The organism is Sphingomonas sp. MS122, from assembly GCF_049532975.1.
Lineage (GTDB): Bacteria > Pseudomonadota > Alphaproteobacteria > Sphingomonadales > Sphingomonadaceae > Sphingomonas.
Genome location: NZ_CP186695.1, coordinates 1,565,934 through 1,590,612 on the forward strand (window position 1 = coordinate 1,565,934; position 24,679 = coordinate 1,590,612).

23 protein-coding genes are annotated in these 24,679 nt (G+C 68.6%); 17 read left to right on the top strand and 6 right to left on the bottom strand.

Features of this window, described 5'->3' with window-relative positions:
- Window positions 1-17: 17 nt before the first annotated feature.
- Window positions 18-815, bottom strand: a complete 798-nt coding sequence (murI, locus tag ACO227_RS07565; protein ID WP_423606566.1) for a glutamate racemase — start codon at window positions 813-815, stop codon at window positions 18-20.
- 100 nt (window positions 816-915) lie between these two features.
- Here murI and plsY point away from each other — a divergent pair, with 100 nt between their 5' ends.
- The 3 genes from plsY to ACO227_RS07580 are packed head-to-tail and all read left to right on the top strand — an operon-like array spanning window position 916 to window position 3,269.
- Complete coding sequence (gene plsY / locus ACO227_RS07570) at window positions 916-1,500, top strand: glycerol-3-phosphate 1-O-acyltransferase PlsY (RefSeq protein ID WP_423606568.1); 585 nt, start codon at window positions 916-918, stop codon at window positions 1,498-1,500.
- On the top strand, window positions 1,493-2,578 hold the full coding sequence (gene dprA / locus ACO227_RS07575) for a DNA-processing protein DprA (protein WP_423606570.1): 1,086 nt from the start codon (window positions 1,493-1,495) through the stop codon (window positions 2,576-2,578). Before plsY ends, dprA begins: the two co-directional genes overlap by 8 nt.
- A 1-nt stretch (window position 2,579) precedes the next feature.
- The gene (locus tag ACO227_RS07580) at window positions 2,580-3,269 is read left to right on the top strand and encodes a hypothetical protein (protein ID WP_423606571.1); all 690 of its coding nucleotides are present in this window, start codon (window positions 2,580-2,582) and stop codon (window positions 3,267-3,269) included.
- A gap of 12 nt (window positions 3,270-3,281) precedes the next feature.
- On the opposite strand, the gene ACO227_RS07585 is transcribed toward ACO227_RS07580, so the two are convergent.
- Window positions 3,282-3,812 (bottom strand): hemerythrin domain-containing protein, encoded by a 531-nt coding sequence (locus ACO227_RS07585; RefSeq protein ID WP_423606573.1) that lies wholly within the window; start codon window positions 3,810-3,812, stop codon window positions 3,282-3,284.
- Between the two features lie 36 nt (window positions 3,813-3,848).
- On the opposite strand from ACO227_RS07585, the gene topA reads away from it, so the two are divergent.
- Window positions 3,849-6,371, top strand: a complete 2,523-nt coding sequence (topA, locus tag ACO227_RS07590; protein WP_423606575.1) for a type I DNA topoisomerase — start codon at window positions 3,849-3,851, stop codon at window positions 6,369-6,371.
- A gap of 1 nt (window position 6,372) precedes the next feature.
- Here topA and ACO227_RS07595 read toward each other — a convergent pair whose 3' ends face one another.
- Window positions 6,373-6,669: a hypothetical protein gene (locus ACO227_RS07595; protein WP_423606576.1), complete on the bottom strand. Its 297-nt coding sequence runs from the start codon at window positions 6,667-6,669 to the stop codon at window positions 6,373-6,375.
- A 78-nt stretch (window positions 6,670-6,747) separates the two neighbouring features.
- The gene (gene panC / locus ACO227_RS07600; protein ID WP_423606578.1) at window positions 6,748-7,587 is read right to left on the bottom strand and encodes a pantoate--beta-alanine ligase; all 840 of its coding nucleotides are present in this window, start codon (window positions 7,585-7,587) and stop codon (window positions 6,748-6,750) included.
- Window positions 7,588-7,667: 80 nt separating this feature from the next.
- Here panC and ACO227_RS07605 point away from each other — a divergent pair, with 80 nt between their 5' ends.
- The 6 genes from ACO227_RS07605 to ACO227_RS07630 all read left to right on the top strand — a co-directional run bounded on the left by ACO227_RS07605 (window position 7,668) and on the right by ACO227_RS07630 (window position 12,796).
- Window positions 7,668-8,468 carry a division plane positioning ATPase MipZ gene (locus ACO227_RS07605; RefSeq protein WP_423606580.1) on the top strand — a complete coding sequence of 267 codons (801 nt, stop codon included), beginning with the start codon at window positions 7,668-7,670 and terminating at the stop codon, window positions 8,466-8,468.
- The gene (locus tag ACO227_RS07610) at window positions 8,465-8,761 is read left to right on the top strand and encodes a J domain-containing protein (protein ID WP_423606581.1); all 297 of its coding nucleotides are present in this window, start codon (window positions 8,465-8,467) and stop codon (window positions 8,759-8,761) included. Before ACO227_RS07605 ends, ACO227_RS07610 begins: the two co-directional genes overlap by 4 nt.
- A gap of 53 nt (window positions 8,762-8,814) precedes the next feature.
- The gene (gene pgmG / locus ACO227_RS07615; RefSeq protein WP_423606582.1) at window positions 8,815-10,197 is read left to right on the top strand and encodes a phosphoglucomutase/phosphomannomutase PgmG; all 1,383 of its coding nucleotides are present in this window, start codon (window positions 8,815-8,817) and stop codon (window positions 10,195-10,197) included.
- On the top strand, window positions 10,194-10,820 hold the full coding sequence (locus tag ACO227_RS07620) for a GNAT family N-acetyltransferase (protein WP_423606584.1): 627 nt from the start codon (window positions 10,194-10,196) through the stop codon (window positions 10,818-10,820). The genes pgmG and ACO227_RS07620 overlap by 4 nt, the downstream gene beginning before the upstream one ends.
- Before the next feature lie 49 nt (window positions 10,821-10,869).
- Window positions 10,870-11,628 (top strand): exonuclease domain-containing protein, encoded by a 759-nt coding sequence (locus ACO227_RS07625; RefSeq protein ID WP_423606586.1) that lies wholly within the window; start codon window positions 10,870-10,872, stop codon window positions 11,626-11,628.
- 100 nt (window positions 11,629-11,728) lie between these two features.
- On the top strand, window positions 11,729-12,796 hold the full coding sequence (locus ACO227_RS07630) for a sialidase family protein (RefSeq protein WP_423606588.1): 1,068 nt from the start codon (window positions 11,729-11,731) through the stop codon (window positions 12,794-12,796).
- On the opposite strand, the gene ACO227_RS07635 is transcribed toward ACO227_RS07630, so the two are convergent.
- On the bottom strand, window positions 12,790-13,698 hold the full coding sequence (locus ACO227_RS07635; RefSeq protein ID WP_423606589.1) for a TraB/GumN family protein: 909 nt from the start codon (window positions 13,696-13,698) through the stop codon (window positions 12,790-12,792). The two genes, ACO227_RS07630 and ACO227_RS07635, sit on opposite strands and share 7 nt — an antisense overlap.
- Window positions 13,699-13,726: 28 nt before the next feature.
- Complete coding sequence (locus ACO227_RS07640; protein ID WP_423606591.1) at window positions 13,727-15,268, bottom strand: sodium:solute symporter family transporter; 1,542 nt, start codon at window positions 15,266-15,268, stop codon at window positions 13,727-13,729.
- 102 nt (window positions 15,269-15,370) lie between these two features.
- On the opposite strand from ACO227_RS07640, the gene ACO227_RS07645 reads away from it, so the two are divergent.
- The 7 genes from ACO227_RS07645 (at window position 15,371) to ACO227_RS07675 (ending at window position 24,677) form a co-directional block, all read left to right on the top strand.
- A complete protein-coding gene (locus ACO227_RS07645; protein WP_423606593.1) occupies window positions 15,371-16,264 on the top strand; it encodes a Ku protein in 894 nt (297 codons plus the stop codon).
- A 22-nt stretch (window positions 16,265-16,286) separates the two neighbouring features.
- Window positions 16,287-16,757: an MgtC/SapB family protein gene (locus ACO227_RS07650; protein ID WP_423606595.1), complete on the top strand. Its 471-nt coding sequence runs from the start codon at window positions 16,287-16,289 to the stop codon at window positions 16,755-16,757.
- A complete protein-coding gene (gene ligD / locus ACO227_RS07655) occupies window positions 16,744-19,194 on the top strand; it encodes a DNA ligase D (RefSeq protein WP_423606597.1) in 2,451 nt (816 codons plus the stop codon). Before ACO227_RS07650 ends, ligD begins: the two co-directional genes overlap by 14 nt.
- Before the next feature lie 151 nt (window positions 19,195-19,345).
- Window positions 19,346-21,832, top strand: a complete 2,487-nt coding sequence (locus tag ACO227_RS07660) for a circularly permuted type 2 ATP-grasp protein (protein ID WP_423606599.1) — start codon at window positions 19,346-19,348, stop codon at window positions 21,830-21,832.
- Complete coding sequence (locus ACO227_RS07665; RefSeq protein ID WP_423606601.1) at window positions 21,832-22,761, top strand: transglutaminase family protein; 930 nt, start codon at window positions 21,832-21,834, stop codon at window positions 22,759-22,761. The genes ACO227_RS07660 and ACO227_RS07665 overlap by 1 nt, the downstream gene beginning before the upstream one ends.
- A gap of 29 nt (window positions 22,762-22,790) precedes the next feature.
- Window positions 22,791-23,735, top strand: coding sequence for a DnaJ C-terminal domain-containing protein (locus ACO227_RS07670; RefSeq protein WP_423606603.1), 945 nt, complete (start codon window positions 22,791-22,793; stop codon window positions 23,733-23,735).
- Between the two features lie 6 nt (window positions 23,736-23,741).
- Window positions 23,742-24,677 carry a YihY/virulence factor BrkB family protein gene (locus ACO227_RS07675; RefSeq protein ID WP_423606605.1) on the top strand — a complete coding sequence of 312 codons (936 nt, stop codon included), beginning with the start codon at window positions 23,742-23,744 and terminating at the stop codon, window positions 24,675-24,677.
- The last annotated feature ends 2 nt before the right edge of the window (window positions 24,678-24,679 follow it).

A 24,679-nucleotide genomic window follows, 5' to 3' on the forward strand; every position in this document is an offset into this window, starting at 1 on the left:
CTTCGATATCGGAAGGATCAGAGCGCCTCGATTCGTTCGAGGCCGTAGCGCGCGAACGCGGGCGCCAGCGTCTGCGCCGCCGCATCGAGGCGGGTGAACACCGCGATCCCCGGCGCCGGCATGCCGGGCCAGTCCTGCCCCCCGGTCAGATGGGCGATTCGGCGCGCGATGCCGGGGCCTCCATCGATGAACCGGACGGGCCGGGGGGCGGCGGCATCCAGCTCTTCTTCCACCAGCGGAAAATGCGTGCAGGCATTGACGACGACGTCGATCCGCTCCCCGCCGGGCTGGCCGAACAGGCCGTCGAGCACCGTGCGGAACCGTGCCGGATCGAGCGATTCGCCGCGCAGCTTCGCTTCGGCGAGCTGCACCAGTTCGGCGCTGCCGTGGCGGATCACCGTGCAGTCGGCGGCGAATTCGGCGGCGAGCTTGTCGACATAGGGCTGGCGCACGGTGGCGTCGGTGCCGAGCACGCCGATGACGCGAGTCCGCGACAGCGCCGCCGCCGGCTTGATCGCCGGCACCGTGCCGACGATCGGCACGTCGAGCGCCGCGCGGACATGCGCCAGCGCGATGGTCGAGGCGGTGTTGCAGGCGATGACGATCAGCCGCGGCCGGTAACGCTCGGCGAGCCGCCCGAGCAGCGCGGGGACGCGCGCCGCGATCTCCGCCTCGCTGCGCGTGCCATAGGGGAAGCCGGCGCTGTCGGCGGCATAGACCAAAGGCGCCTGCGGCAGCAGCGTGCGGGTGGGGGCGAGCACCGAGAGGCCGCCCACGCCGGAGTCGAAAAAGAGGATGGGCCGGGTGTCGGCCATATGCATGTATCGCCTGATCGAGATTGTTGCGCCCGCTTATCGAAGTACCTAGCTTCGGACGCAAGCAAGGGGAACGAAGCTGACGACCGAAATCCTCTGGGTGACGCCGACCCTGGCGCTGCTGCTGGGCTATCTGCTCGGCTCGATCCCGTTCGGCGTGCTGCTGACGCGGATGGCGGGCGCGGGCGATCTGCGCGCGATCGGATCGGGCAATATCGGCGCCACCAACGTGCTGCGCACCGGCCGCAAGGGGCTGGCGGCGGCGACGCTGCTGCTCGATCTCGCCAAGGGCGCGGCGGCGGTGTGGCTTGCCGAGCGTCTGTGGCCGGGCATGGGCCCGCTTGCCGCTGCCGGCGCCTTTTTCGGCCATTGCTATCCGGTCTGGCTGGGCTTCAGGGGCGGCAAGGGCGTCGCCACGCTGATGGGGATCGTGCTCGCGCTGCACTGGCCGTCGGGGCTGGTGTTCGCGGCGGTGTGGCTTGGGCTGCTCGGCCTGGTCCGCATCTCCTCGGTCGCGGGGATGGCCGCGGCGGTCAGCGCGCCGGTGAGCGCGGCCTTTTTCGACCGGTTCGACATCGTCCTGCTGCTGCTCGGCCTGGCGATGATCGTGCTGTGGAAGCATCGCGCCAATATCGAGCGGCTGCTCGCCGGAACGGAGCCCCGAATCGGCCGCAAGGATGGGTGAGGGCGAGGCGGATCTCGCACGGCTCCGCCTGATCCGGTCGCCGCGAATCGGCCCCGTCACCTATCGCCAGCTGATCGCACGGTTCGGCACCGCGCAGGCGGCGCTGGAGGCCTTGCCGGCGCTGGCGATGCGCGGCGGCGGCGCGGCGCCGGTGATCGCCGAGATCGCGGCCGTTCGCCGCGAGATGGCGGCGGCGGCGAAGCTCGGCGCGCGCTATCTGTTCCTCGGCGACGCCGATTACCCGCCGCTGCTGGCCGAGCTCGAAAATGCCCCCGCCGCGATGCTGGTGCGCGGCCAGGCGGCGCTGGCCCGGCGCCCCTGCGTGGCGATGGTCGGCGCGCGCAACGCATCGGCCGCCGCGTGCCGCTTCGCCCGCCAGCTCGCCCAGGGGCTGGCGGAGGCAGGCGCGACGGTCGTCTCGGGCCTCGCACGCGGGGTCGACACCGCCGCGCATCTGGGCTCGATCGGCGGCGGCACGATCGGCGTGATCGCGAGCGGGATCGATATCGCCTTCCCGCCGGAGAATCGCGAGTTGCAGGAGCGGGTCGCCAATGAGGGCCTGCTGATCGCCGAGCAGCCGCCGGGCACCGAGCCCCTCGCGCGCCATTTCCCCTCGCGCAACCGGATCATCGCAGGCCTCGCGCAGGGGACGGTGGTGGTCGAGGCGGCGCCGCGCTCGGGCTCGCTGATCACCGCGCGGATCGCTGCCGAGGCGGGGCGCGAGGTGATGGCAGTGCCGGGTTCGCCGCTCGATCCGCGCGCGCAGGGGTGCAATCTGCTGATCCGCGAGGGCGCGACGCTGGTGCAGAATGTCGAGGACATCCTCGAAGCGATCCGCCCGATCGATCTGCGGGCGGTGCGCTCCCCCGTTCGCGAGTTCGACGGCGAGCCGGCGGCCGAGCCCGATGACGCCGGGCGCCGCCGGGTCGAAGATCTGCTGGGGCCGGTACCGGTCCCGGTCGACGAGCTGATCCGCCAGGCCGGGCTGCCTGCCGCCGCCGTGCAGCTCGTGCTGCTCGAGCTCGAGCTTGCCGGACGGCTCGAGCGGCACGCGGGTGGCCGGGTGAGCCTCGTCTGACATGGCCGAGGCCTCGCGCGTCGACGTCGCGGCGATCCTGAACGAGGCCTCGGCCCTCGCCGGCGCGCATCCGTACAGCTTCATCGCGGCTGCCGTCGCCAACATCGCCTTCGGAACCTGGATCGATTCCCAGCTTTGGTCGTGGAACGAGACGCTGGCGCTCTATTCGGTCGCGGCGGGGTTCACCGGCGTCCTGCAGTATCTCGTTCTGCGCAGGATATTGGGCGGGGCGAGCGACAGGGACCGGATGGCGGCAATCCGCGCGCCGCTGATTGCGGTGGTGATCCATATGCTCGCCGGGATAGTGGTCGGCGCGGCCTTTCTCCTGTTGCTGCTGCCCGGCCTCTATCTCGCGGGGCGCCTGTCCCCGGCTGTCGGCGTGGCGGTGGCGGAGCATCGCGGGCTGGCGGAGAGCATCGGCGAGAGCTGGCGGCGCACGCGGCCTGCCTGGCGGCCATTGCTGCTGGTTCAGGCGCTGCTGCTGGCGCCGCTGCTCGGGTTCCTGGGGCTGGTCGTCGCCGGCCTCTATCTCGAATGGGGCATCATCACCTCCGACGATCCCTCGATCGAGGCGGCCTTGCTCGGCAACCTTGCCACCGGGATCATGGCGATGGCGGGATGGGCGGTCGCCGGTGCGGCCTATCGGCTCACCGCACCCGATCCGGAGAGGCTCGATCAGGTCTTCGCCTGATTCGCGATGCCGTCATCCGCAGCGCAGGCGGATATGCGCCGCGCGGAGCGCCATCGGGTAGAGCGTTTCATTCTCGGAGCGGACGCGCCCCTGGATCATTTCGAGGATCGCGTCGAGATCGGCGGTGAAACGCGCCTGATCCGCAGCGATCGCGGCCTCGTCCCATTTGGCCACGAAGGTCCGCCAGCTTGCGCTCAGGGCGGCATAGGCCTCGATCGCCTCGCGCGCGGTCACGCGCTGGCCGGCGTCCTTGCTGGCGAGCAGCAGCGGATAGATCTGTTCGTCCTCGATCGCGAGATGAGGCGTCAGCACGGCATCGAGCCGTTTCACGGCCTCGACCAGCTCGGCCGGACTCGCTTCCGCCTGCAACCCGCGAACCAGCGCAGCCGCCGCGGCAGCGATCACGCCGTGATCGCGAATCAGGCGTTCGTAGGAGAGCAAGGAAGGGGAGCCGCCGGAGCCATTGCGCTCCGGATAGCCGAAACGGGTTAACAACATGTCGTGTCGCGGTGGCCCTTGACGCCTGCCGCCGCGGCTTCCCATCCTCGCGCGTATACGCGAAACCTCAATCGGGACCTCATGCAGCTCGTCATCGTCGAATCGCCTGCCAAGGCGAAAACCATCGAGAAGTATCTGGGCAAGGACTATCGGGTCCTCGCCTCCTACGGCCATGTCCGCGATCTTCCGCCCAAGGACGGATCGGTAAAGCCCGACGAGGGTTTCGCGATGGACTGGGAGACCTATCCGGACAAGGCCAAGCAGCTGAAGGCGATCACCGACGAGGCGAAGAAGGCCGACCGCCTGATCCTCGCCACCGACCCCGACCGCGAGGGCGAGGCGATCAGCTGGCACGTGCAGGAGCTGCTCGCGAAGAAGAAGGCGCTGCCCGCGGAGGTCGAGCGCGTCACCTTCAACGCGATCACCAAGGCCGCGGTGACCGACGCGATGGCGCACCCTCGCCAGCTCGATACCGACCTGATCGATGCGTACCGCGCCCGCCGCGCACTCGACTATCTCGTCGGCTTCACGCTTTCCCCGGTGCTGTGGCGCAAGCTGCCCGGCGCCAAGTCGGCGGGCCGCGTCCAGTCGGTCGCGCTGCGCCTGATCGTCGAGCGCGAGCGCGAGATCGAGCTGTTCAAGGCGCAGGAATATTGGTCGGTCACCGCGCATCTCGAGCATGACGGCACCGCGTTCGACGCGCGGCTGGTGCGGTTCGAGGGCAAGAAGCTCGATCGCCTGTCGATCGGCGACGAGGGCACGGCGAAGCGCGCCAAGGCCGCGGTCGAGCAGGGCCGCTTCACCGTCGCCAGCGTCGAGACCAAGCCGGCGATGCGCAACCCGCCGCCGCCGTTCACCACGTCCACCTTGCAGCAGGAGGCCGCGCGGAAACTCGGCTTCTCGGCCAGCCACACGATGCGGATCGCACAGGCGCTCTACGAGGACGGCGCGATCACCTATATGCGGACCGACGGCGTGCAGATGGACGCCAGCGCGATCGACGCCGCGCGCAAGGCGATCGTCAGCCGCTATCAGCCGAGCTACATCCCCGACAAGCCGCGCCAGTACCAGACCAAGGCGAAGAACGCGCAGGAAGCGCACGAGGCGATTCGCCCGACCGATTTCGGCCGCGACCGTGCCGGGGGCGGGGACCATGCCAAGCTCTACGAGCTGATCTGGAAGCGCGCGCTGGCGAGCCAGATGTCGAGCGCGCGGATGGAGCGCACCACCGTCGAGCTCGAGGAGCCGACCGGACAGGACGCGCTGCGCGCAACTGGCCAGGTCGTGCTCTTCCCCGGCTATCTCGCCCTCTACGAGGAAGGCCGCGACGACGACGGCGACGAGGATTCGCGCCGCCTGCCGGTGATTCGCCAGGGCGATACGCCGGCCAAGAAGGGCGTCGACGCCGAGCAGCATTTCACTCAGCCGCCGCCGCGCTTCTCCGAAGCCTCGCTAGTCAAGCGCCTGGAGGAGCTCGGCATCGGCCGCCCCTCGACCTATGCCTCGATCATCCAGGTGCTCAAGGACCGCGCCTATGTCCGCGTCGAGAAGAACCGCTTCTTCGCTGAGGAGAGCGGCCGGCTGCTGACCGCCTTCCTCGAGCGTTTCTTCGAGAAATACGTCAATTACGACTTCACCGCGGGCCTCGAGGAGGAGCTCGACGACGTCTCCGGCGGCCGCGCCGGCTGGCAGGCGGTGCTCGACGCCTTCTGGAAGGATTTCCGCCCGCGCACCGACGAGGTGATGGAGCGCAAGCCGAGCGAGGTGACCGAGGCGCTCGACAAGTTCCTCGAACCCTATCTCTTCCCCGACAAGGGCGACGGCAGCGATCCGCGGCTGTGCCCGTCTTGCGGCGAGGGGCGCCTCGCGCTGCGCGGCGGCAAGTTCGGTGCGTTCGTCGCCTGCTCCAACTATCCCGAGTGCAAGTTCACCCGCCGTTTCGGCCAGCCGGGCGGGGAGAATGGCGGCGATACCGGCCCCGAGGTGATCGGGCAGGATCCGGTGACCGGCGAGGACATCTCGCGCCGCTCGGGCCGGTTCGGGCCCTATATCCAGCGCGGCGAGGGCAAGGACGCGGCACGTGCCTCGATCCCCAAGGACATTCCGGAGCTCGATCTGGATTGGGCGGTGAAGCTGCTCAACCTTCCGCGCACGATCGGCGACCATCCCGAAAGCGGCAAGCCGATCACCGCGTCGATCGGCCGCTACGGCCCCTATCTGGCGCATGACGGCAAGTACGCGCGGCTGTCCTCGACCGCGGAGGTATTCGAGACCGGCATGAACGCCGCGGTGGTCAAGCTCGCCGAGGCGGCGAATGGCGCCGGGCGGGCGCAGCGCGGATCGCGCGAGCCGCTGAAGGTGATGGGCGCGCATCCGGTGTCGGGCGCCGAGATCAAGTTGATGGAGGGCCGTTTCGGCCCCTATCTCACCGACGGCACGACCAATGCGACACTGCCCAAGTCGGTCGATCAGGCGGCGCTGACACTCGACGAGGCGGTGCAGCTGATCGACGCCAAGGCGGCTGCGGGTCCCGCCAACAAGAAGGGCCGCAAGGCGCCCGCGAAAAAGGCCGCACCGAAGAAGAAGGCAGCGGCGAAGAAGTAGCTCAGGCCGCGCGCAGCGTCGTCAGCTGGAGCCAGGAGCGTGCCTGCTTCTGCGCCTCGATGATCTCGCGCGCGGTCATGTCCTCGGCGATCTCGGCGCGCATGTACGGCGCGTGCGAATTGCCCTTGAGCGCGGCGATGTTGAACCATTTGTGCGCTTCGATCAGGTCGACGTCGATGCCGGCCGCGCCGCTCGAATAGACCATGCCGAGCTCATAGGCCGCTTCGGCGCTCCCCCGCGCCGCGTCGGCCAGCCGACTGTCGATCAGAAACTGCGCGCTCTTGAGACTGTTGCCCATGATATTGCCCCACTTTTGCCCTGTATCCTCATGGGACGCAGGGTGGAGCAGTCATGGTAACCAAAGCGTTAACGCTGTTTATGCGCCCTCAACCGCGATGTTGTCGATGAGGCGCGTGCCGCCGATCCGGGCCGCGGCGAGCAGGCGGCGCGGCCTGCCGGCGACCGGCGCGCCCAGCGTTTCGGCATCGGCGAGCTCGACATAATCGACCGTGAAGCCCGCCGCTTCGAGCGACGCACGGGCTGCGTCGAGCGCGCTGCCGGCAACGTCGCCCTTCTCGATCGCCTTGGCCGCGACCCCGAGCGCGCGCGGCAACGCGACCGCCGCGGCGCGATCCTCGGGCGCGAGATAGGCGTTGCGCGAGGAGAGGGCGAGGCCGTCATCGTCGCGCTGGGTCGGCACGCCGCGCACCTCGATGTCGAAATCGAGATCGGCGACCATGCGACGGATCACGGCGAGCTGCTGGAAATCCTTCTCGCCGAACAAGGCGATGTCGGGCTTCACCTGGTTGAACAGCTTGGCGACCACCGTCGCGACGCCGTCGAAATGCCCGGGCCGCGCGGCGCCGTCGAGCGGCTCGCTCACGCCCGATACCGCGATATTGGTCGAATGGCCCTCGGGATACATCACCTCGACCGGGGGCAGCCACAGCAGGTCTACCCCCGCCTCGGCGAGCATCCGCGAATCGGCCTGCTCCTTGCGCGGATATTGCGCGAGATCCTCGTTCGGGCCGAACTGCTTGGGATTGACGAAGATCGACACCGCGACTCGGGCCGCAGCCAGCTTCGCCTCGGCCACCAGCGCCATGTGTCCGGCGTGCAGCGCGCCCATCGTCGGCACGAACGCGACGCGTTCTCCGGCGGCGCGGAATCCCGAAATGGCATCGCGGAGGTCGGGAAGCTGACGGACGGTTTGCACGCGAATTCGGCCTTGGATATGGACGGAAGCGCGGCCTTCTATGGGGGGCGGGCCCGGTGATCAATCAAGGAAGTTAAGCGTTGGCGGAAGCGTCGAACCCATTGCATGTAATCGTCTTCGCCAACGAGAAGGGCGGGACGGGCAAGTCCACCACCGCCGTCCACACCGCGATCGCGCTGGCGGCGCGGGGCGCGCGCGTCGGCTGCCTCGATCTCGATCATCGCCAGCGCACGCTCGGCCGCTATCTCGACAATCGTCTCGCCACGATCAAGCGCACCGGGCGCGAGCTGCCGACGCCGCGCTACGAGACGCATGACGGCGAGAGCAACGAGCTGTTCGCCGAATTACTCGAGCGGCTGAGCGAAGGGTCGGACTTCCTGATTGTCGACACGCCCGGCCGCGACGACAAGTTCGGGCGCATCGCGATCACCAATGCCGATACGCTGGTGACGCCGATGAACGACAGCTTCGTCGATTTCGACCTGATCGGCCACGTCGACCCGGACACGTTCCGCGTGACGCAGCCGAGCTTCTATTCCGAGCTGATCTGGGATTCGCGCAAGCGCCGCGCCAAAGCCGACGGCGCGACGATCGACTGGGTCGTCCTGCGCAACCGCATGCAGCATATCGAGGCGCGCAACATGAAGCGCGTGTCGGAGGCGATCGACCAGCTCGCCAAGCGAGTCGGCTTCCGCGTCATCCCCGGCCTCAGCGAACGCGTGATCTATCGCGAGCTGTTCCCCAAGGGGCTGACCATGCTCGACGCGCGCGAGTTCGGCGAGATGGGGTTGGCGCATGTCGCCGCGCGGCAGGAGCTGCGCGAGATGATGGCGGGGCTCGCTCTGCCCGAGACCGCCAGTACCATGCCGGTGTTTGCATGATCTGGAAGCTGCTCGTCGCGCTGGCGATCGGCTGGATCGGCTGGCGGATGTGGCACGGCTGGGGCCGCCCCCTGCCCGGCACGCCGACACCGGCCCCAACACCCGCGCCTACCGGTCCCGAGGCGGACGCACGCGCCGTGCTTGGCGTCAGCGCGGAGGCCGGCCCCGAGGAGATCCGCGCCGCGCATCGCCGGCTGATTTCGAGCGTCCATCCCGACCGTGGCGGCTCGCCCGAGCTGACGCGTCAGGTGAATGCTGCACGCGATACGCTGCTTCGCAGATCGGACGGTTGAAACTTCCGTCCCGCTCGCGGATTGGGCGGTTACCGAAACCTCCGGGAGGCATCATGACGCACCGTTTCGACCCGACCTCGCTCCGCGAGTATGATATTCGCGGCATCGTCGGAAAGACGCTGGGGCCGGCCGACGCGTGCGCGATCGGCCGCAGCTTCGCGACGTTGCTTCGCCGCGCGGGCGGGCATCGCGTCGCGGTCGGTCGGGACGGGCGCATATCCTCGCCCGAGCTGGAAGCTGCGCTGGTCGAGGGGCTGACCGCGTCGGGTTGCGACGTGGTGCGCACCGGCATGGGCCCGACGCCGATGCTCTATTATGCCGAGGCGATCCTAGAAGTGGATGGCGGCATACAGATAACCGGCAGCCACAATCCCGGCGATTACAACGGCTTCAAGATGGTGTTTCAGCACCGCCCGTTTTTCGGCCAGGATATCCAGGAGATCGGCAAGCTTGCCGCGGCGGGCGATTGGGAGGAAGGCGAGGGTTCGGTCTCCGACGCCGACATCCTCGACGATTATGTCGGCCGCCTCTTCGCCGGCTATGCGGGCGGCAGCTTCCGCATCGGCTGGGACACCGGCAACGGTGCCGCCGGCCCGGTGATCGAGAAGCTGGTCGAACTCCTGCCGGGTGAGCATCACACGCTGTTCACCGATGTGGACGGCAATTTTCCGAACCATCACCCCGATCCCACCGAAGAGAAGAATCTGGCGGACCTGCGGCGCCTCGTCGCCGAGAAGAACCTCGATTTCGGACTGGCCTTCGACGGCGACGGCGACCGGATCGGCGCGATCGACGGCGAAGGCCGGGTGATCTGGGGCGATCAGCTTCTGTCCATTCTGGCTGAACCTGTGCTCCGGAAAGAGCCCGGCGCGACGATCATCGCCGACGTCAAGGCGTCGCAGATGCTGTTCGACCGCGTCGCGGAGCTTGGCGGGCAGCCGCTGATGTGGAAGACCGGCCACAGCCTGGTGAAGACCAAGATGAAGGAGACGCACGCGCCGCTCGCCGGCGAGATGAGCGGCCACATCTTCTTCGCGCAGGACTATTACGGATTCGACGATGCCCAATATGCCGCGGTCCAGCTGATCAATGCGGTCCATCTGATCGGCAAGTCGCTGACGGAGATCCGCGGCAACATGCCCGCCTTCGTCAACACGCCCGAGATGCGCTTCCAAGTCGACGAGAGCCGCAAGTTCGCGGTGATCGACGAAGTGCTGGCACGGCTCAAGGCGGCCGGCGCCGACGTCAACGACACCGACGGCGCGCGCGTCAACACGCCCGACGGCTGGTGGCTGCTGCGCGCCTCGAACACGCAGGACGTGCTGGTCGCGCGCGCCGAGGCGCGGAGCCAGGAGGCGCTCGACCGCTTGCTCGCGCAGATCGACGCGCAGCTCGAGGCGAGCGGCTTGAAGCGCGGGCCGCAAGCGGCGCATTGAGCCCGACCCTGCTATTCGGCTGGCTCGCGGCGCGGTCCGCCGCGCGCGGCCTGCCCGCGCCCGTGGCGGATCATGGGGGCTTTCGGGTCGATACCGCGGGTGAAATCGAAATCTGCCGCTGGGCATTCACGCAGGTCGGCGATGGCCTGTCGGCGCTGGGGCGCACGCTCGACGCGCCGGGCTATTTCCTCAAGCTGTGCGGCAACGGCGAAGACCTGCTCGCCGCGCTCCCGTCTCGGTGGCGGCTCAAGGAGCCAGGCTATTTCATGCGCGGACCGGCGTTTTCGCCGCCCCCGGTTGCGCTGCCCGCAGGCTATGCGCTGCAACTGCAGCGCGATGCCCGCGTCACCCGCGTCGCGATTCTGGCGCCGGACGGTCAGCTCGCCGCCAGCGGCTCCGTGGCCGAGGCGGCGGATGTCTTCATCTACGACCGGATCATCACCGATCCGGGCCATCGCCGCAAAGGCCTGGGCCGCGCGGTAATGGCGGCGTTGCGTGACGCCAAGGCGGACTCCGCCGTTCCCGAGCTGCTCGTCGCGACCGATGAAGGCCGTGCGCTCTATGCCACGTTGGGCTGGACGGTGCTCTCGCCCTTCGCCACGGCGGAAGTCGCCCCCGCCTGATCCGCGTTTCGACTCGCTTTTCGGCGCACCACCTCCCACTTAGGCTGCCATGGCCACCACGCCCCAGATCATCCGCGTCATCGATCTCGAGACCACCGGCGACAAGCCGCCGGCGCATGCCGTGTGCGAGATCGGCTGGCAGGACGTCGCGCTCGGTTCGAACGGGCGGTGGGAGCTGCAGGGCGAGGGCGGCAACCGGATGGTCAATCCCGGCCGGCCGATCCCGCCGCTGACCATGGCGATCCACCACATCCGCGACCAGGACGTGGCGGACGCGCCGTGGTGGCACGATGTCGCGCGCCCGGTCCTCGATCCCTGGCCGCGGCGCATCGCGCTCGCCGCGCACCGTGCGAGCTTCGAGGAGCAGTTCTGCACCCCCGCGCTCACTCGCGGCGCCGACTGGATCTGCACCTGGAAGTGCGCGATGCGGCTATGGCCGGGCAGTCCCGGCTTCTCCAACCAGATGCTGCGCTATTTCCGCATGCCCGAGGGGCTGGAGCATGAACGCGGCCTGCCCGCGCACCGCGCCTTCCCCGACGCCTATGTGACGGCACATCACTTGCGCGACATGCTCAACGAGGCGAGCGTGGCGCAGCTGATCGAATGGTCGAAGCTGCCCGGCCTGCTGCCGCGTGTCCGCTATGGCCCCGACCGCGGCAAGGAATGGAGCGAGATCGACGACGATTCGCTCGACGGTTTCCTGCAGGATCGCGACGCTGACATCCGCTACACCGCGCAGGTCGAGCTGGAGCGGCGGCGCGGGCATGGCCGCGTGGTTCGTCCGGAACGCCAGCCGGCTCTGTTCTGACGAGTCTTCTGAACGCGCTGGACGGCGCGTGCTTCGCCATTAGTATGACTATATGGCTCAAGTTTTCCGCGCCACGTGCGCCCTCGTCCTCGCTCTCCCAATGCTCGCCGCCGCGGCGCCGCGGCAGGCCACCCAGCCGACCGCGCCAGTCCTGAGCGCCGGCTTCACCTTCGAAACCGCGCCTTACCCCCAGGTCCATGCCTCGACGATCGTCGAGACGCGCGCGGGGACGATCCTCGCGGCGTGGTTCGGCGGCACAAGGGAGCGCAATCCCGACGTCGAGATCTACATCGCGCGCTACCGGGACGGCGCCTGGCAGCCCGCGGTAAGTGTCGCCAACGGGATTCAGCCTGGCGGGCCGCGGCTCCCGACCTGGAATCCCGTGCTGTTCCAGCCGAAGAACGGCCCGCTGACGCTGTTCTACAAGGTCGGTCCGAGCCCGAGCAAATGGTGGGGCATGGTGACGACCTCGACCGATGACGGCCGCACGTGGAGCACGCCGCGCCGCCTGCCCGACGGCATCCTCGGGCCGATCAAGAACAAGCCGGTCGAGCTGGCCGACGGCAGCTGGCTCGCGCCCTCGAGCACCGAGCGGGAAGGCAACCGCTGGTCGCTGCATTTCGAGCGCAGCAGCGATGGCGGGAAGAGCTGGCAGGCGACCCCGCCGGTCGCTTCGCCCGAGGGCATCGACGCGATCCAACCGAGCATCCTGTTCAACAAGGGCGGGCAGCTCCAGGCCGTGGCACGCACGCGCGAGGGCGTGCTCGCGGCGAGCTGGTCGAAGGACCAGGGCCGGACCTGGTCGCCGCTCTCGGCGATCGACCTGCCCAATCCCAATTCGGGGACCGACGCGGTCACCCTCGCCGACGGGCGGCACCTCATGGTCTACAACCACACCGCCCACAGCCATGCACGGGCGGGCAAGGGCCTGCGCTATCCGATCAACGTCGCGGTTTCGGACGACGGCGTGGCCTGGCGCAAGGTGCTGACGCTGGAAAGCGCGCTGCTGGGGGCGGGCTATGCCTATCCGGCGGTGATCCAGGCGCGCGACGGGCGCGTGCACATCACCTATACCTGGGATCGCAAGCGCATCCGGCACGTGGTGCTCGATCCCGCGCGATTGCCCAAGGGGGACTGGGCGGACACGCCGGCCGTACCGGTTCAGTAGTTGATCCGCTTCGCCTTGATCTTGCGCTTGCCCAGATAGGCCTGGACGCTCTCGGGCCCCGCGAGGTGCCCCGCGCCGACTGCGACGAACACCACGCCGGGCTTGTCGAGCCGCGTGTCGATCCATTCGGCCCAGCGGGCATTGCGGTCGGACAGCAGCTTCTTCGCCAGCTCGGGCGATGCCTCGAAGCCTTCGTTCATCACCGCCGCGAGCCCGTCGGCATCGCCTGTGCCCCATTCGGCGACCATCTTGTCGAGCGTCGGTCCGGCCTCGGGCAGCTTGTCGATCGTCTCGACCAGGAATTTGACCTGCGCGTCGTCGGACAGCGAGTCGAAGAAACTGAACTGCTCCTCCACCGATTCCAGCCCGGAGACGGGCTTGTCCGCAGCCTTGGCCGCGGCGTCGAGCGCCTGCTCGACCCCGCTCTGCGGGTTGTAGCCGAGCCGGACGAGCGAGAGCATCGTCATCTGCACCCCAGCGAGCCACGGATCGAAGCGATCGATCACCGGCTGCGGCAGGCCGAGATCGGCGACCGCCTTGGCGAACGCTGCGCGCTTGTCCTCGGGCAGCTTCTCCGTGAGCGTCGGCCCGGTCGGATTGACCCCGTACTTCACGATCAGCTGCTGCGCGGTGGCGGGATCGGGGGTGCCGCCGATCTCGGTCACCAGCTCGCCGCTCGCATCGAACGCCTTCTTCACCGCCTCGTCGAACCAGGTGAGACCGGGCTTCAGGATATGGATGGTGCCGAACAGATAGATCGTCGTGTCCTTGTCCTTGACCACCCACAGCGCCGGATCGGCGTCCTTGGCCACGGGGGCCGGCGCCGCATCCTGCGCCAGGGCGTCGGGCGCGCCGAGCAGGAGCGCGATCGTGGCGGCGTGGCGAAGCAGCTTGGTGAGCATCTCAACTCCGGGTCAGGTTTGCGCGACCCTAGGCGATCGCGGGGCCGCCTTCCACGCCCTTTCCGCGCGGAATCGCGGCGACCAGCGCCGAGATCAGCGTCCCGATGCACAGCTGGTACGGGAAGGCGAGCCCGGCCGGGCCGAGCACGAAGGGCTGGAGCAGCAGCACGGTCGCGAATCCAGCCGCCAGCCCGGCGATCACCGAAGCGCTGCTCCCGCGCCGCGTGAACACCGCGACGAAATAGACGCCGAGCAGCCCGGCATAGGCGAACACCATCACCTGCAGTGCGAATTCGAGCAGCGGCATGTCGGTATGGCGCTGCCAGTAGAAGCTCAGCACCGCCATGCCGAACATCGCCAGCGCGACGATGCCCATGCCCCAGCGCCCGGCGCGGACATAATGCTTGGCCTCCGCCGCGCCGCGCCGCTCGCGCCAGGGCTTGTAGAAATCGCTGATCATCACCGACGACATGGCGTTGAGCGCCGAGTTGGTCGTGGCGACCGCCGCCGCGGTGACCCCGATCGTCACCAGGCCGCGCAAACCCGGCGGCACCTGCGTCAGGATATAGTGGACGAACACCGTGATCTTCTCGCCCGCAAAGCTGGTCGCGGCCTGGTTCTCGGCACCCATCAGGTCGGGGCGGTTGTAGAAGACGTAGAGCAGCAGGCCGATCGTCACGAACATCGCGATCAAGGGCACGCTGGCGAGTTGCGACAGGATCAGCCCGCGCGCGCCGGTCCTCGCGTCGGGGCTGGCGAGCAGCCGCTGCGTGGTATCCTGGTCGAGCCCGGCATTGGCGGTGTTGAGCAGGAACAGCCCGGTGAAGATCGTCAGCACCGTGAACGGCTTCGAGAGGTCGGTCGAGAAATCGAACAGCCGCAGCTTGTTCACCCCCTCCGGCGTCATACGCAGCGCCTCGATCAGCTCGGCGTTGCTCGCCGGGATCGACAGCCGCAGGAACACCAGCACCGCCACCGCCGACCCGGCATAGATCACGAACTGGAGGAGGTCGTTCCAGATCACCGACTTGAGCCCGCCATGGAAGGTGAACAGGAAGCTCACCAGCATCACCGCCGCGGCCGAGAGGATGATCGCCTGCGCGTCGATGCTTCCGAACGCGACCATCGCGATCGCGATCGCGGCGAGATAGACGCGCGCGCCGCCCGCCAGCACGCGGCCGACCAGGAACATCCCGCCCGCCCATTGCTTGGCGCGCGCGTCGAACCGCGCCTCGAGCAGCTCGTACACCGTGGTCGCGCGCATCGCATAGAAGCGGGGGATCAGCACATAGGCGACGAACACCGCCGCCAGGATCGCCGCCACCACCGCGCCGAGATAGCCATAGTCGCCGCGATAGCCCTGGTCGGGCGCGCCGAGGAAGGTCGCGGCGGACTGCGTCGCCGACAGCACCGACACCGCCGCGAGCCATGCCGGCACCGTGCGCCCGGCGAGGAAGTAATCGCGCGCGTCATCGGCCTTGAAGCGCGAGAACAGCCAGCCGCCGGCCAGCAGCACGGCGGCGTAGAGCCCGACCACCAGCCAGTCGAGCGGTGCGAATTGCGGAGTCATCGCCGGTTTGTAGCAGCGCCGCGCGCGCCGTCATCCTCCAAGTGCGGCGGAACGACTCGCGCGCTCGCGCTTTGAATCGGGCACGCAACGAGGAGCAGATACATGGCCGCGCGAGCCTATTGGCAGGGGCAGATCCGCCTCGCGCTCGTCTCGATCCCGGTCGAGATCTACTCGGCGACCAAATCGGGCGCGCAGATCGCCTTCCACCAGGTGCACGAGCCGTCGGGCAAGCGGATCAAGTACGAGAAGGTCGTGCCCGGCATCGGCCCGGTCGACACCGACGAGATCATGAAGGGCTTCGAGTACGAGAAGGGCGAGTATGTCCTGCTCGACCAGGAGGAGATCGAGGCGGTCAAGCTCGAGTCCAAGAAGACGCTCGAGCTGACCCAGTTCGTCGAGGCCGACGAGATCGACGTGCTCTATTACGAAAAGCCCTATTTCGTGGTCCCCGCCGACGATCTCGCCGAAGAGGCGTTCGTGGTGTTGCGCGAGGCGCTGAAGCGCACGCGCAAGGTCGGCCTCGGCCAGCTCGCGATGCGCGGGCGCGAATATGTCGTGAGTCTGAAACCCTGCGGGCGCGGCATGGTACTGGAGACGCTGCGCTATGCCGACGAGGTCAACAAGGCGCAGGGCTATTTCCGCGACATCCCCGATATCGAGCCCGATGCCGAGCTGCTCGGCCTCGCCGAATCGCTGATCGAGAAGAAGGCGGCCAAGTTCGATCCCAGGGAATTCCACAACCGCTATGTCGAGGCGCTCGAGAAGCTGATCGACCGCAAGCGCAAGCAGAAGTCGAACCGCCTGATCATCGAGGACAAGGACGAGGGCGACGGCAAGCGTGGCTCGAACGTCGTCGACCTGATGGCGGCGCTCAAGAAGAGCCTGGAGAAGCCCGGCGGCGGCGGCTCGCGCGTCTCGGCCGCCAAGAAACCGGCCGCCCGGGCGACCACGCGCAAGGCGCCGGCGAAGAAGACCGCGACGCGCAAGCGGGCTTGAGCGGGTGGAGCTCAACCCGCCCTTGAGCTTCGCTGCGGTCGGCTGGGACCCGTGGCTGCGGCTCGGCGGCGCGATGCTCGCCGGGCTGCTGCTGGGCATCGACCGCGAGGTGCGCGGGCACGGCGCCGGGCTGCGCACCCATGCGATCATGTGCTTCGCCGCGGCACTGATCACCCTCTCGGCGCTCGCGCTCTACTATCAGCTCGGCGGGACCGAATCGCAGGCCGATCCGCTGCGCGTGATCGAGGGGACCGCGGCCATGGCCGGCGTGATCGGCGGCGCGCTGATCGTCTTCTCGCGGGGCGAGTTCAAGAACCTCACCACCGCCGCGCATATCTGGCTCGCGGCGGCGATCGGGATCGCGTTTGGCGCGGGCCTCTATCCGCTTGCGGTCATCGGCACCGCCGCGTCGGTGATCCTGATCTCGGTGTTCCATTGGATCGAGCGCAAGACGTTCGGCGAGGACGAGGAGCGCGTCGATGGCGAAGGCTAAGGGCGCCGATCCGCTCGCCAAGTACAACTCGATGCGGGACTTTTCGAAGACCGCCGAGCCCGAGGGCCGCATCGCGCCGGGCAAGGGGCGCAAGTTCATCGTCCAGAAGCACGATGCGTCCCGGCTGCACTGGGACTTCCGGCTGGAGCTGGACGGCGTGCTCAAGAGCTGGGCGGTGACTCGCGGGCCCAGCCTCGACCCCGGCGAGAAGCGGCTCGCCGTGCGCACCGAGGATCATCCGATGTCCTATGCCAGCTTCGAGGGCACGATCCCCAAGGGCGAATATGGCGGCGGCACGGTGATGCTGTGGGACGAGGGCGAATGGGCGCCGGTCGAAGGCAAGAGCGCCAAGGACCTGGAGAAGGGGCATCTCCACTTCATGCTGCGCGGCGAGCGGATGAACGGCGAGTGGCTGCTGATCCGGCTGCGCCCGCGCGGCAAGGAGCGCCACGAGAACTGGCTGCTGCGCAAGATCGACGACGACCAGGCCGGGGCCACCGACGCGCTGGTCGAGACCGGCCTCACCAGCGTCAAGACCGGCCGCACGATGCAGGAGATCGCCGAGGGCAGGAAGGCCAGGACGAAAACCGGGACGGCCAAGACCGCCCGCGCCGCACCCAGGCGCGCGGTCGCATTGCCAGCATTCCAGCCGCCCCAGCTCGCCACGCTGGTCGACAGCGTGCCCGCCGGCAACGGCTGGCTGCACGAGATGAAATATGACGGCTATCGTACGCTGATCGCGATCGGAAAGGGCGGACCCAAGCTCTACACCCGTACCGGGCTCGACTGGACCGCCAAGTTCCCGGGCGTCGCCGAGGCCGCGCGCTCGATCCCCGCCGGCTCCGCGCTGATCGACGGCGAGGTGGTGGCGTTCAAGGACGGCAAGACCGACTTCTCGACGCTGCAGGAAGCGATCTCGAACGGCGGCGAGGGTCTCACCTATTTCGCCTTCGACCTGCTCGAGCTCGACGGCGAGGATGTCGCCAAGCTGCCCCAGGTGCAGCGCAAGGAGCGGCTGCGCGCGCTGATTGCGGGCGCCGATGCGCGCATCCTCTTTTCCGAGCATGTGATCGGCGCGGGGGAGAAGCTCTACGACGCGATGTGCCAGGCAGGCCATGAGGGCGTCGTCTCGAAGCGCGCCGACACGCCCTATCGCGGCCGCCGCACCAAGGCCTGGCTCAAGACCAAATGCACGCGGCGGCAGGAGTTCGTGATCGTCGGCTGGACGCAGAGCAGCGCCAAAGGCCGCGGCTTCCGCGCGCTGCTGCTCGGGCTGCACGAGGACGGCAAGCTGCGCTATGCGGGCAAGGTCGGCACCGGCTTCGATACCGAGACCAGCCATTCGCTGCGCGACAAGCTCGACCGCCTCGCGCGCAAGTCCGCGCCCGTGGACGTCCCGCGCGAGGCGGCGCGGGGCGCGCATTGGGTGACCCCCAGGCTCGTCGCCGAGATTGCCTTCGCCGAGTTCACCGCCGACAATGTCGTGCGCCATGCGAGTTTCCTCGGCCTGCGCGAGGATAAGCCGGCGGACCAGGTCGGGATGGAGGAGGTGGCAGCCATGCCCGATGCACCCGAAATCGACGTCAGGATCAGCAACCGCGACCGCGTGATCTTCCCCGATGCCAGGATCACCAAGGGCGATCTCGCCGACTTCTACGCCGCCGTGTCGCCGGTGCTGCTGCCGTGGCTCGCCAACCGCCCGATCAGCCTGGTGCGCTGTCCGCAGGGACGCGCCAAGCATTGCTTCTTCCAGAAGCACGATGCGGGCAGCTTCGGCGAGCATGTCCACCATGTCGACGTGCGCGAGAAGGACGGGTCGGTCGAACCCTATCTCTATGTCGACGATGCCGAAGGCCTGCTGACCTGCGTGCAGATGGGCACGATCGAGTTTCACGGCTGGGGCAGCCTGGTCGCGGACATCGAGAAGCCCGACCGCATCGTGTTCGATCTCGACCCTGACGAGGGGCTCGACTTCGAGAATGTGAAGAAGGCCGCCGACGACCTGAAGCGCCACCTCGCCGATATCGGCCTCACGACATGGCCGATGCTGTCGGGCGGCAAGGGGCTCCATGTCGTGGTACCCCTGCGCCCCCAGGCGGAGTGGCCGGCGGTCAGGTCGTTCGCCGAGCGGTTCGCGCGCGCGCTGGCGGAGGCCGAGCCCGACCGTTTCACCGCCAACCTCAAGAAAGCCAACCGCAAGGGCAAGATCTTCCTCGACTATCTGCGCAACCAGCGTGGTGCGACCGCCGTGCTGCCCTATGTCGCGCGCGCGCGGCCCGGCGCACCGGTCTCCGCGCCGATCAACTGGAGCGAGCTGCGCAACATCGCGACGCCGCAGCGCTTCAGCGTCAAGGATGCGGCCGAACTGGTCGAGCGCGCCAATGGCCGCGCGCTCAAGGGTTGGGGACAAGCTGATCAGGTGCTGCCCGACATCTGATCGCCCGTGCGCCTGCGAAAGCAGGAGCCTGGAGTTTCTCGCGGTTGCGTGCGCGGCTCTGGACCCCGCTTTCGCAGGGGACAATAAACACCAACTTTGTTGCGCCGCCATATCATTGCGGTCACAAGGCGCGGCGGAAAGGGCAATTATTTTGGCGAGCGCAGCGGCGACATCCCTGTTCGATGCGGCCACCATCGCCGCGCGGTGGGTGGCCGACTACCGCGCCGCGACCCCCGCGACCGACGTCCTCTATGCCGCCGGGCTCGACGATCCGGCATGGAACGCGCTGTTCGAGGAGCTCGCTGGGCGCTCGGGCGACGATCTCGTCAATGCGCGCGAGCGGGCGCAGCGCCATGCCGAGGATATCGGCACCGGCTTCCGCATCGCCGGCGAGGTGGAGGAGCGCCGCTGGCCTCTCTCGCCCATCCCGCTGCTGATCGGCAAGCGCGAATGGGACGCGATCGCCACGGGCGTCGCGCAGCGCGCCGATCTGCTCGAAGCCGTGCTCGCCGATTGCTATGGCGAGCAGAAGCTGGTTGCGGGCGGCTATCTTCCCGCCGCGCTGGTCACCGGCAGCCCCTATTTCCTGCGCCCGATGGCGGGGCTGGCGCCGCCCGGCGGCTATCATCTGAATTTCGTCGCGGTCGATCTCTGCCGCGGCCCGTCCGGCGAATGGCGGGTGCTGTCCGATCAGCTGCGCGGGCCGGTGGGGGCAGGCTATGCGCTCGAGAATCGCCTCGCCATGTCGCGGCTGCTCGGGGGACTGCAGACCCGGCTCAACATCGAACGGCACGCGCCCTTCTTCGCCGCCTTCCGCGACGGGCTGGCCGTGCGCTGCGTCCGTGCCGAGCCGCGGATCGGGCTGCTCACCCCGGGGCGGTTCAACCCTAGCTATGCCGAACAGGCGCATCTTGCGCGCTATCTCGGCTTCCCGCTGGTCGAGGGCGGCGACCTCGCCGTGCTCGACGACCGCGTCTATCTGCGCACCATCGCCGGTCTCAAGCGTGTCGACGCGCTGTGGCATCGCGTCGATCCGCGCATGATCGATCCGCTCGCCTTCGATTCGCATTCGGGGATCGGCGTGCCCGGACTGGTCGACGCGATGGCGGCGGGCGAGGTGGTGGTGACCAATTCGCCCGGCGCGGGCATGCTCGAGGCGCCCGCCTACGCTGCCTTCCTGCCGCGCCTGTGTACGCGGCTCACCGGCGAGCAGATGAAGCTCGCCAACATCGCGACCTGGTGGTGCGGGCAGGAACGCGAACGCGCCGAGGTGGCGGGCGATCTCGACAATATGCTGATCGCGCCCGCCTTCGGCGTCGCGACCAACGTGCTCGGCGACGGCGTGGCCGTGCTCGGTTCCGACATGCCCGCCGACCAGCGCGCTGCGCTGCTCGCCGATTTCGAGCGGCGGCCGCAGGACTATGTCGGGCGCGAGGTGGTGCGGCTCTCGACCATGCCGGTGGTCGGCGAGGGCGGCCTGGCGGCGCGGCCCTTCACGCTGCGCGTCTTCGCGGCGCGGCGGGCCGATGGCGGGTGGCATGTGCTGCCGGGCGGGTTCGCGCAGATCGGCGAGCATGCCGACGAGCGCGCCGCGGTGATGGGCGAAGGCAGCTGGTCGGCCGATGTCATCGTCCATGGCCCGGACGCGGTGACCCCGGTGACGCTGCTTCCGTCGGACGATACCACCCAGTTGCGCCGCAATCCGGGGACACTGCCCAGCCGCGTTGCTGACAATCTCTTCTGGCTCGGCCGCTATCTCGAGCGCGGCGAGGCGCTGCTCGGGGTGATCCGCTCGTTGCTGGGCCATTCGATCAGCGCCGACACCGGCGCCGCACTCTCGGTCGAGACGGTACGTCAGCTGGTCGATCTGGTGGTGGAGAAGGGGGCGGCGCCCGCCCCGGCGAGCTTCCGCCGCGCCGATCTCAACCATTTTTCGCGCATGGCCATGGAGGCGACCGAGGGCTGGTACAGCGTGCGCGCGATCAACCGCCAGGCGCGCGGTATCGGCGCGGTGAGCCGCGACCGGCTGTCCGCCGACATGATCAGGCTGCTCGACGCGCCCTTTCCGACGAAGGGCGGCGCGCTCGACCGGGCGGGGTCGCTGCAGCGGCGTTACTATGCGCTGGCCGGACTCGGCGCCGAGCATCTCGGACGGACCGACGCGTGGCGATTCCACGATCTGGGGCGGCGAGTCGAACGCGCGATGGCCGCGATCCGGGCGATCCGCGCCTTCGGCCATGCGCAAGCGACGAGCGACGATCTCTCGACCCTGCTCGATCTCGCCGACAGCCAGATCAGCTATCGCCAGCGCTACCTCACCGGCATCGCGCGGGTGCCGGTGCTCGATCTGGTCGCGCTCGATCCCGGCAATCCGCGCGGTATCGCCTATCAGGTCGCGGCGATCTGCGACCATCTCGCCAAGCTTCCGGTGCTGTCCGACGACGGTCTCGCCGAGCCGCAGCAGGCGCAGGCGGCGGAGCTCACCGCGATCGTCGCGATCACCCAGGCGGCCGCCCTCGACGAGGGCAAGCTCGCCGAGATCGCCAACCGGCTGGCCGCGCTCTCCGACGCGATCGCGCGGCGCTATTTCCTGCAGGGGTCGGAACCGTTGCGCGCCGCCGGGCTTGTCCTCGCCTGATGCTCTATTCGATCCGGCACGTGACGCGTTTCGACTATGCCGAGCCCGTCGGCTTCGCGCGCTGCAACCTGCGCCTGAAGCCGATCCACTGGTCGGGACAGCAGCTGCACGACTATGACCTCAGCGTCGAGCCGGGCGGACGCACCTCGCCCGCGCGCGCCGAGGCGGGGCTCGCCAATGTCGTGCGGCTGGTGATCGAGCAGGCGGCCAGCAGTCTGGCGATCGAGAGCCGCTGCCGGATCAGCGTCGACCGCCCGGTGCCCGAGCCCGCGCCGGATGATCCCACCCTGGCCGAGGTCGCGGCGCTGGCGCGCGACAGCCGCGACGCGGGTCCCGCGAGTCCCGCCGCGTACATGTTCCCCTCGCCGCTGATCCCGCTCGATCCCGAGATCGCCGCCTGGTGCGCCGAGGATCTCGATCCCCGACGCGGCGCGCTCGAGGCGGGGATCGCGCTGGCGCAGCGTATCCAGCGCGAATTCGACTTCGATCCGGCAGCGACCCTGGTCGACACGCCGCCGCACGAAGCATTCCTCAAGCGTGGTGGTGTCTGCCAGGATTTCGCGCAGATCATGATCTCGGGCCTGCGCGCTGCCGGGCTCCCCGCCGCCTATGCCTCGGGCTATCTGCGCACGCTGCCGCCGCCGGGCAAGCCGCGGTTGGTGGGGGCGGATGCGACACATGCCTGGGTGCTGATATGGTGCGGGCCGAAGCGCGGCTGGGTCGGGTTCGATCCCACCAACGGCATCTGGATGGCCAATGATCACGTCATCGTCGCGATCGGGCGGGACTATGCCGACATCGCGCCGATCGATGGCATCATCCTCGGCTATGGCGCGCAGAACATGCGGGTTTCGGTGGATGTCGAGCCGCTTGACGATGCGGCTTCCGGCCTTGCAACCGCGACGTCAGGGGCCGATGTAGCGGGCTAATACGCCAGAACATCAACTCGGGGAAACACGTGGCCGATCCTTACGCAACCTTGGGAGTCTCGCGCGGGGCCAGCGAGGACGAGATCAAGAAGGCGTATCGCAAGCTCGCCAAGGAGCTGCATCCCGACCGCAACAAGGACAACCCCAAGGCCGCCGAGCGCTTCAGCACGGTGACGCAGGCCTATGACCTGTTGATGGACAAGGACAAGCGCGCGCGCTTCGACCGCGGCGAGATCGATGCCGAGGGCAACCCGGCCTCGCCCTTCGGCGCTGGCTTTGGCGGCGGCCGCGCGCAGGGCGGCTTCCGCCCCGGCGGCGCGCAGTTCGACTTCGGCGGCGGCGGCGACAGCGGGTTCGAGGATATCCTCGAAGGGCTGTTCGGTGGCCGTGGCGGCATGGGCGGGCAGCAGGGCGGCGGTGGTTTCGCGAGTGGCTTCGGACGGCGCCCGCCGCCGGCCAAGGGCGCCAATGTCGCCTATCGTCTGCGCGTGCCGTTCGAGGATGCCGCGGCCCTGAAGCCGCAGCGCATCCAGCTGCGCGAAGGCGGCACGATCGATCTCAAGCTGCCCAAGGGCGTCGAGACCGGCACGCAGATGCGGCTTGGCGGCAAGGGCGATCCTGGGCCCGGCGGCAACGGCGACGCGATCGTCACGATCGAGATCGAGCCACATCGTTTCTATACCCGCGATGGCGACCATATCCGGCTCGACCTGCCGGTGACGCTCAAGGAAGCGGTCGAGGGCGCGTCGGTGCGCGTGCCGACGCCGGAAGGCGCGGTGAACCTCAAGGTCCCCGCGGGATCGAGCTCGGGCAAGACGTTGCGCCTCAAGGGCCGCGGCTTTCACGGCAAGACCGGGCGGGGCGATCTGCTGGTGACGCTGATGATCGAGATTCCGACGGACGATGCCAAGCTCACGGAGTTCGTGAGCGGCTGGGAGAGTGGGGGGAACCCGCGCGCCCGGCTGGGCGTCTGAGACCGCGTGACCGAGCCGATCTCCCCCGAATCGCCCGAGGCTCGCCGCCGGGGGTTCCACAAGCATCTGTCGGATCTCGGCGTCACCGACCGAGTGATCGAAGTGGTCAAGCGCGTGGTGGTCGGCGCCTATACCGATGGGTTCACCCATGCCGGCAATCTCGCCTATTTGAGCCTTGTCACGCTCTTCCCCTTCTTCATCGTCGCCACCGCGATCGCCCGGCTGGTGGGCCGGACGGGGGACGGGCTGCAGGCGGTCGCCGCGTTCCTGCAGACCGTGCCGCCCGAAGTCGGTGCGCTGCTCCGCCCGGCGATCCTCGAGGTGCTCGAGGCGCGCTCGGGCTCGCTGCTGTGGCTCGGCGCGCTGGTCGGTCTGTGGACGACCTCGGGCTTCATCGAGACGGTGCGCGCGATCCTGCGCCAGGCCTATGGCGTGCAGTCGGGCACGCCCTTCTGGCGCTTGAAGCTCGGCGCGATCGGGATGGTGATCGGATCGGTGATCCTGGCGATGATGGCGTTCAGCTTTCAGGTGCTGCTGATCGGTGCCGAGCAGTTCATCTGGCGCGTGCTGCCCTTCGCGTCCGATGCCGCACGGATCGTGTCGGTGACCAAGATCGCGCCGGCGATCGCGCTCTACGGCGCGCTCTACATCCTGTTCTACACGCTGACGCCGGCGCGCTACCGCCAGTCGAAATGTCCCAAGTGGCCCGGGCCGCTGTTCGTCACCATCTGGTGGATGGGGTGCACCGCCGCGCTGCCGCATGTGATCGGTGCATTCGGCGGCTACGGCCTCACCTATGGCAGCCTTGCGGGGGTGATGGTGGCGCTTATCTTCTTCTTCCTGATCGGGTTTGGGGTCGTTATCGGCGCGGAACTGAATGCGGCGCTGGCGGAAACGCCGGAAAACGATCTAGAGGGACGGCAGGAAAAGACCGGAGGGTAACA

Bases quoted from the DNA above. Each gene is read 5' to 3' on its own strand.
- ACO227_RS07610 (WP_423606581.1), top strand. From the start codon at position 8,465: ATGATCTGGAAGCTGCTCGTCGCGCTGGCGATCGGCTGGATCGGCTGG.
- ACO227_RS07665 (WP_423606601.1), top strand. From the start codon at position 21,832: ATGCTCTATTCGATCCGGCACGTGACGCGTTTCGACTATGCCGAGCCC.
- ACO227_RS07630 (WP_423606588.1), top strand. From the start codon at position 11,729: ATGCTCGCCGCCGCGGCGCCGCGGCAGGCCACCCAGCCGACCGCGCCA.
- topA (WP_423606575.1), top strand. From the start codon at position 3,849: ATGCAGCTCGTCATCGTCGAATCGCCTGCCAAGGCGAAAACCATCGAG.
- ACO227_RS07640 (WP_423606591.1), bottom strand. From the start codon at position 15,268: ATGACTCCGCAATTCGCACCGCTCGACTGGCTGGTGGTCGGGCTCTAC.
- ACO227_RS07585 (WP_423606573.1), bottom strand. From the start codon at position 3,812: ATGGGAAGCCGCGGCGGCAGGCGTCAAGGGCCACCGCGACACGACATG.
- ligD (WP_423606597.1), top strand. From the start codon at position 16,744: ATGGCGAAGGCTAAGGGCGCCGATCCGCTCGCCAAGTACAACTCGATG.
- dprA (WP_423606570.1), top strand. From the start codon at position 1,493: ATGGGTGAGGGCGAGGCGGATCTCGCACGGCTCCGCCTGATCCGGTCG.
- ACO227_RS07595 (WP_423606576.1), bottom strand. From the start codon at position 6,669: ATGGGCAACAGTCTCAAGAGCGCGCAGTTTCTGATCGACAGTCGGCTG.
- ACO227_RS07645 (WP_423606593.1), top strand. From the start codon at position 15,371: ATGGCCGCGCGAGCCTATTGGCAGGGGCAGATCCGCCTCGCGCTCGTC.
- pgmG (WP_423606582.1), top strand. From the start codon at position 8,815: ATGACGCACCGTTTCGACCCGACCTCGCTCCGCGAGTATGATATTCGC.
- ACO227_RS07625 (WP_423606586.1), top strand. From the start codon at position 10,870: ATGGCCACCACGCCCCAGATCATCCGCGTCATCGATCTCGAGACCACC.
- ACO227_RS07580 (WP_423606571.1), top strand. From the start codon at position 2,580: ATGGCCGAGGCCTCGCGCGTCGACGTCGCGGCGATCCTGAACGAGGCC.
- ACO227_RS07635 (WP_423606589.1), bottom strand. From the start codon at position 13,698: ATGCTCACCAAGCTGCTTCGCCACGCCGCCACGATCGCGCTCCTGCTC.
- murI (WP_423606566.1), bottom strand. From the start codon at position 815: ATGGCCGACACCCGGCCCATCCTCTTTTTCGACTCCGGCGTGGGCGGC.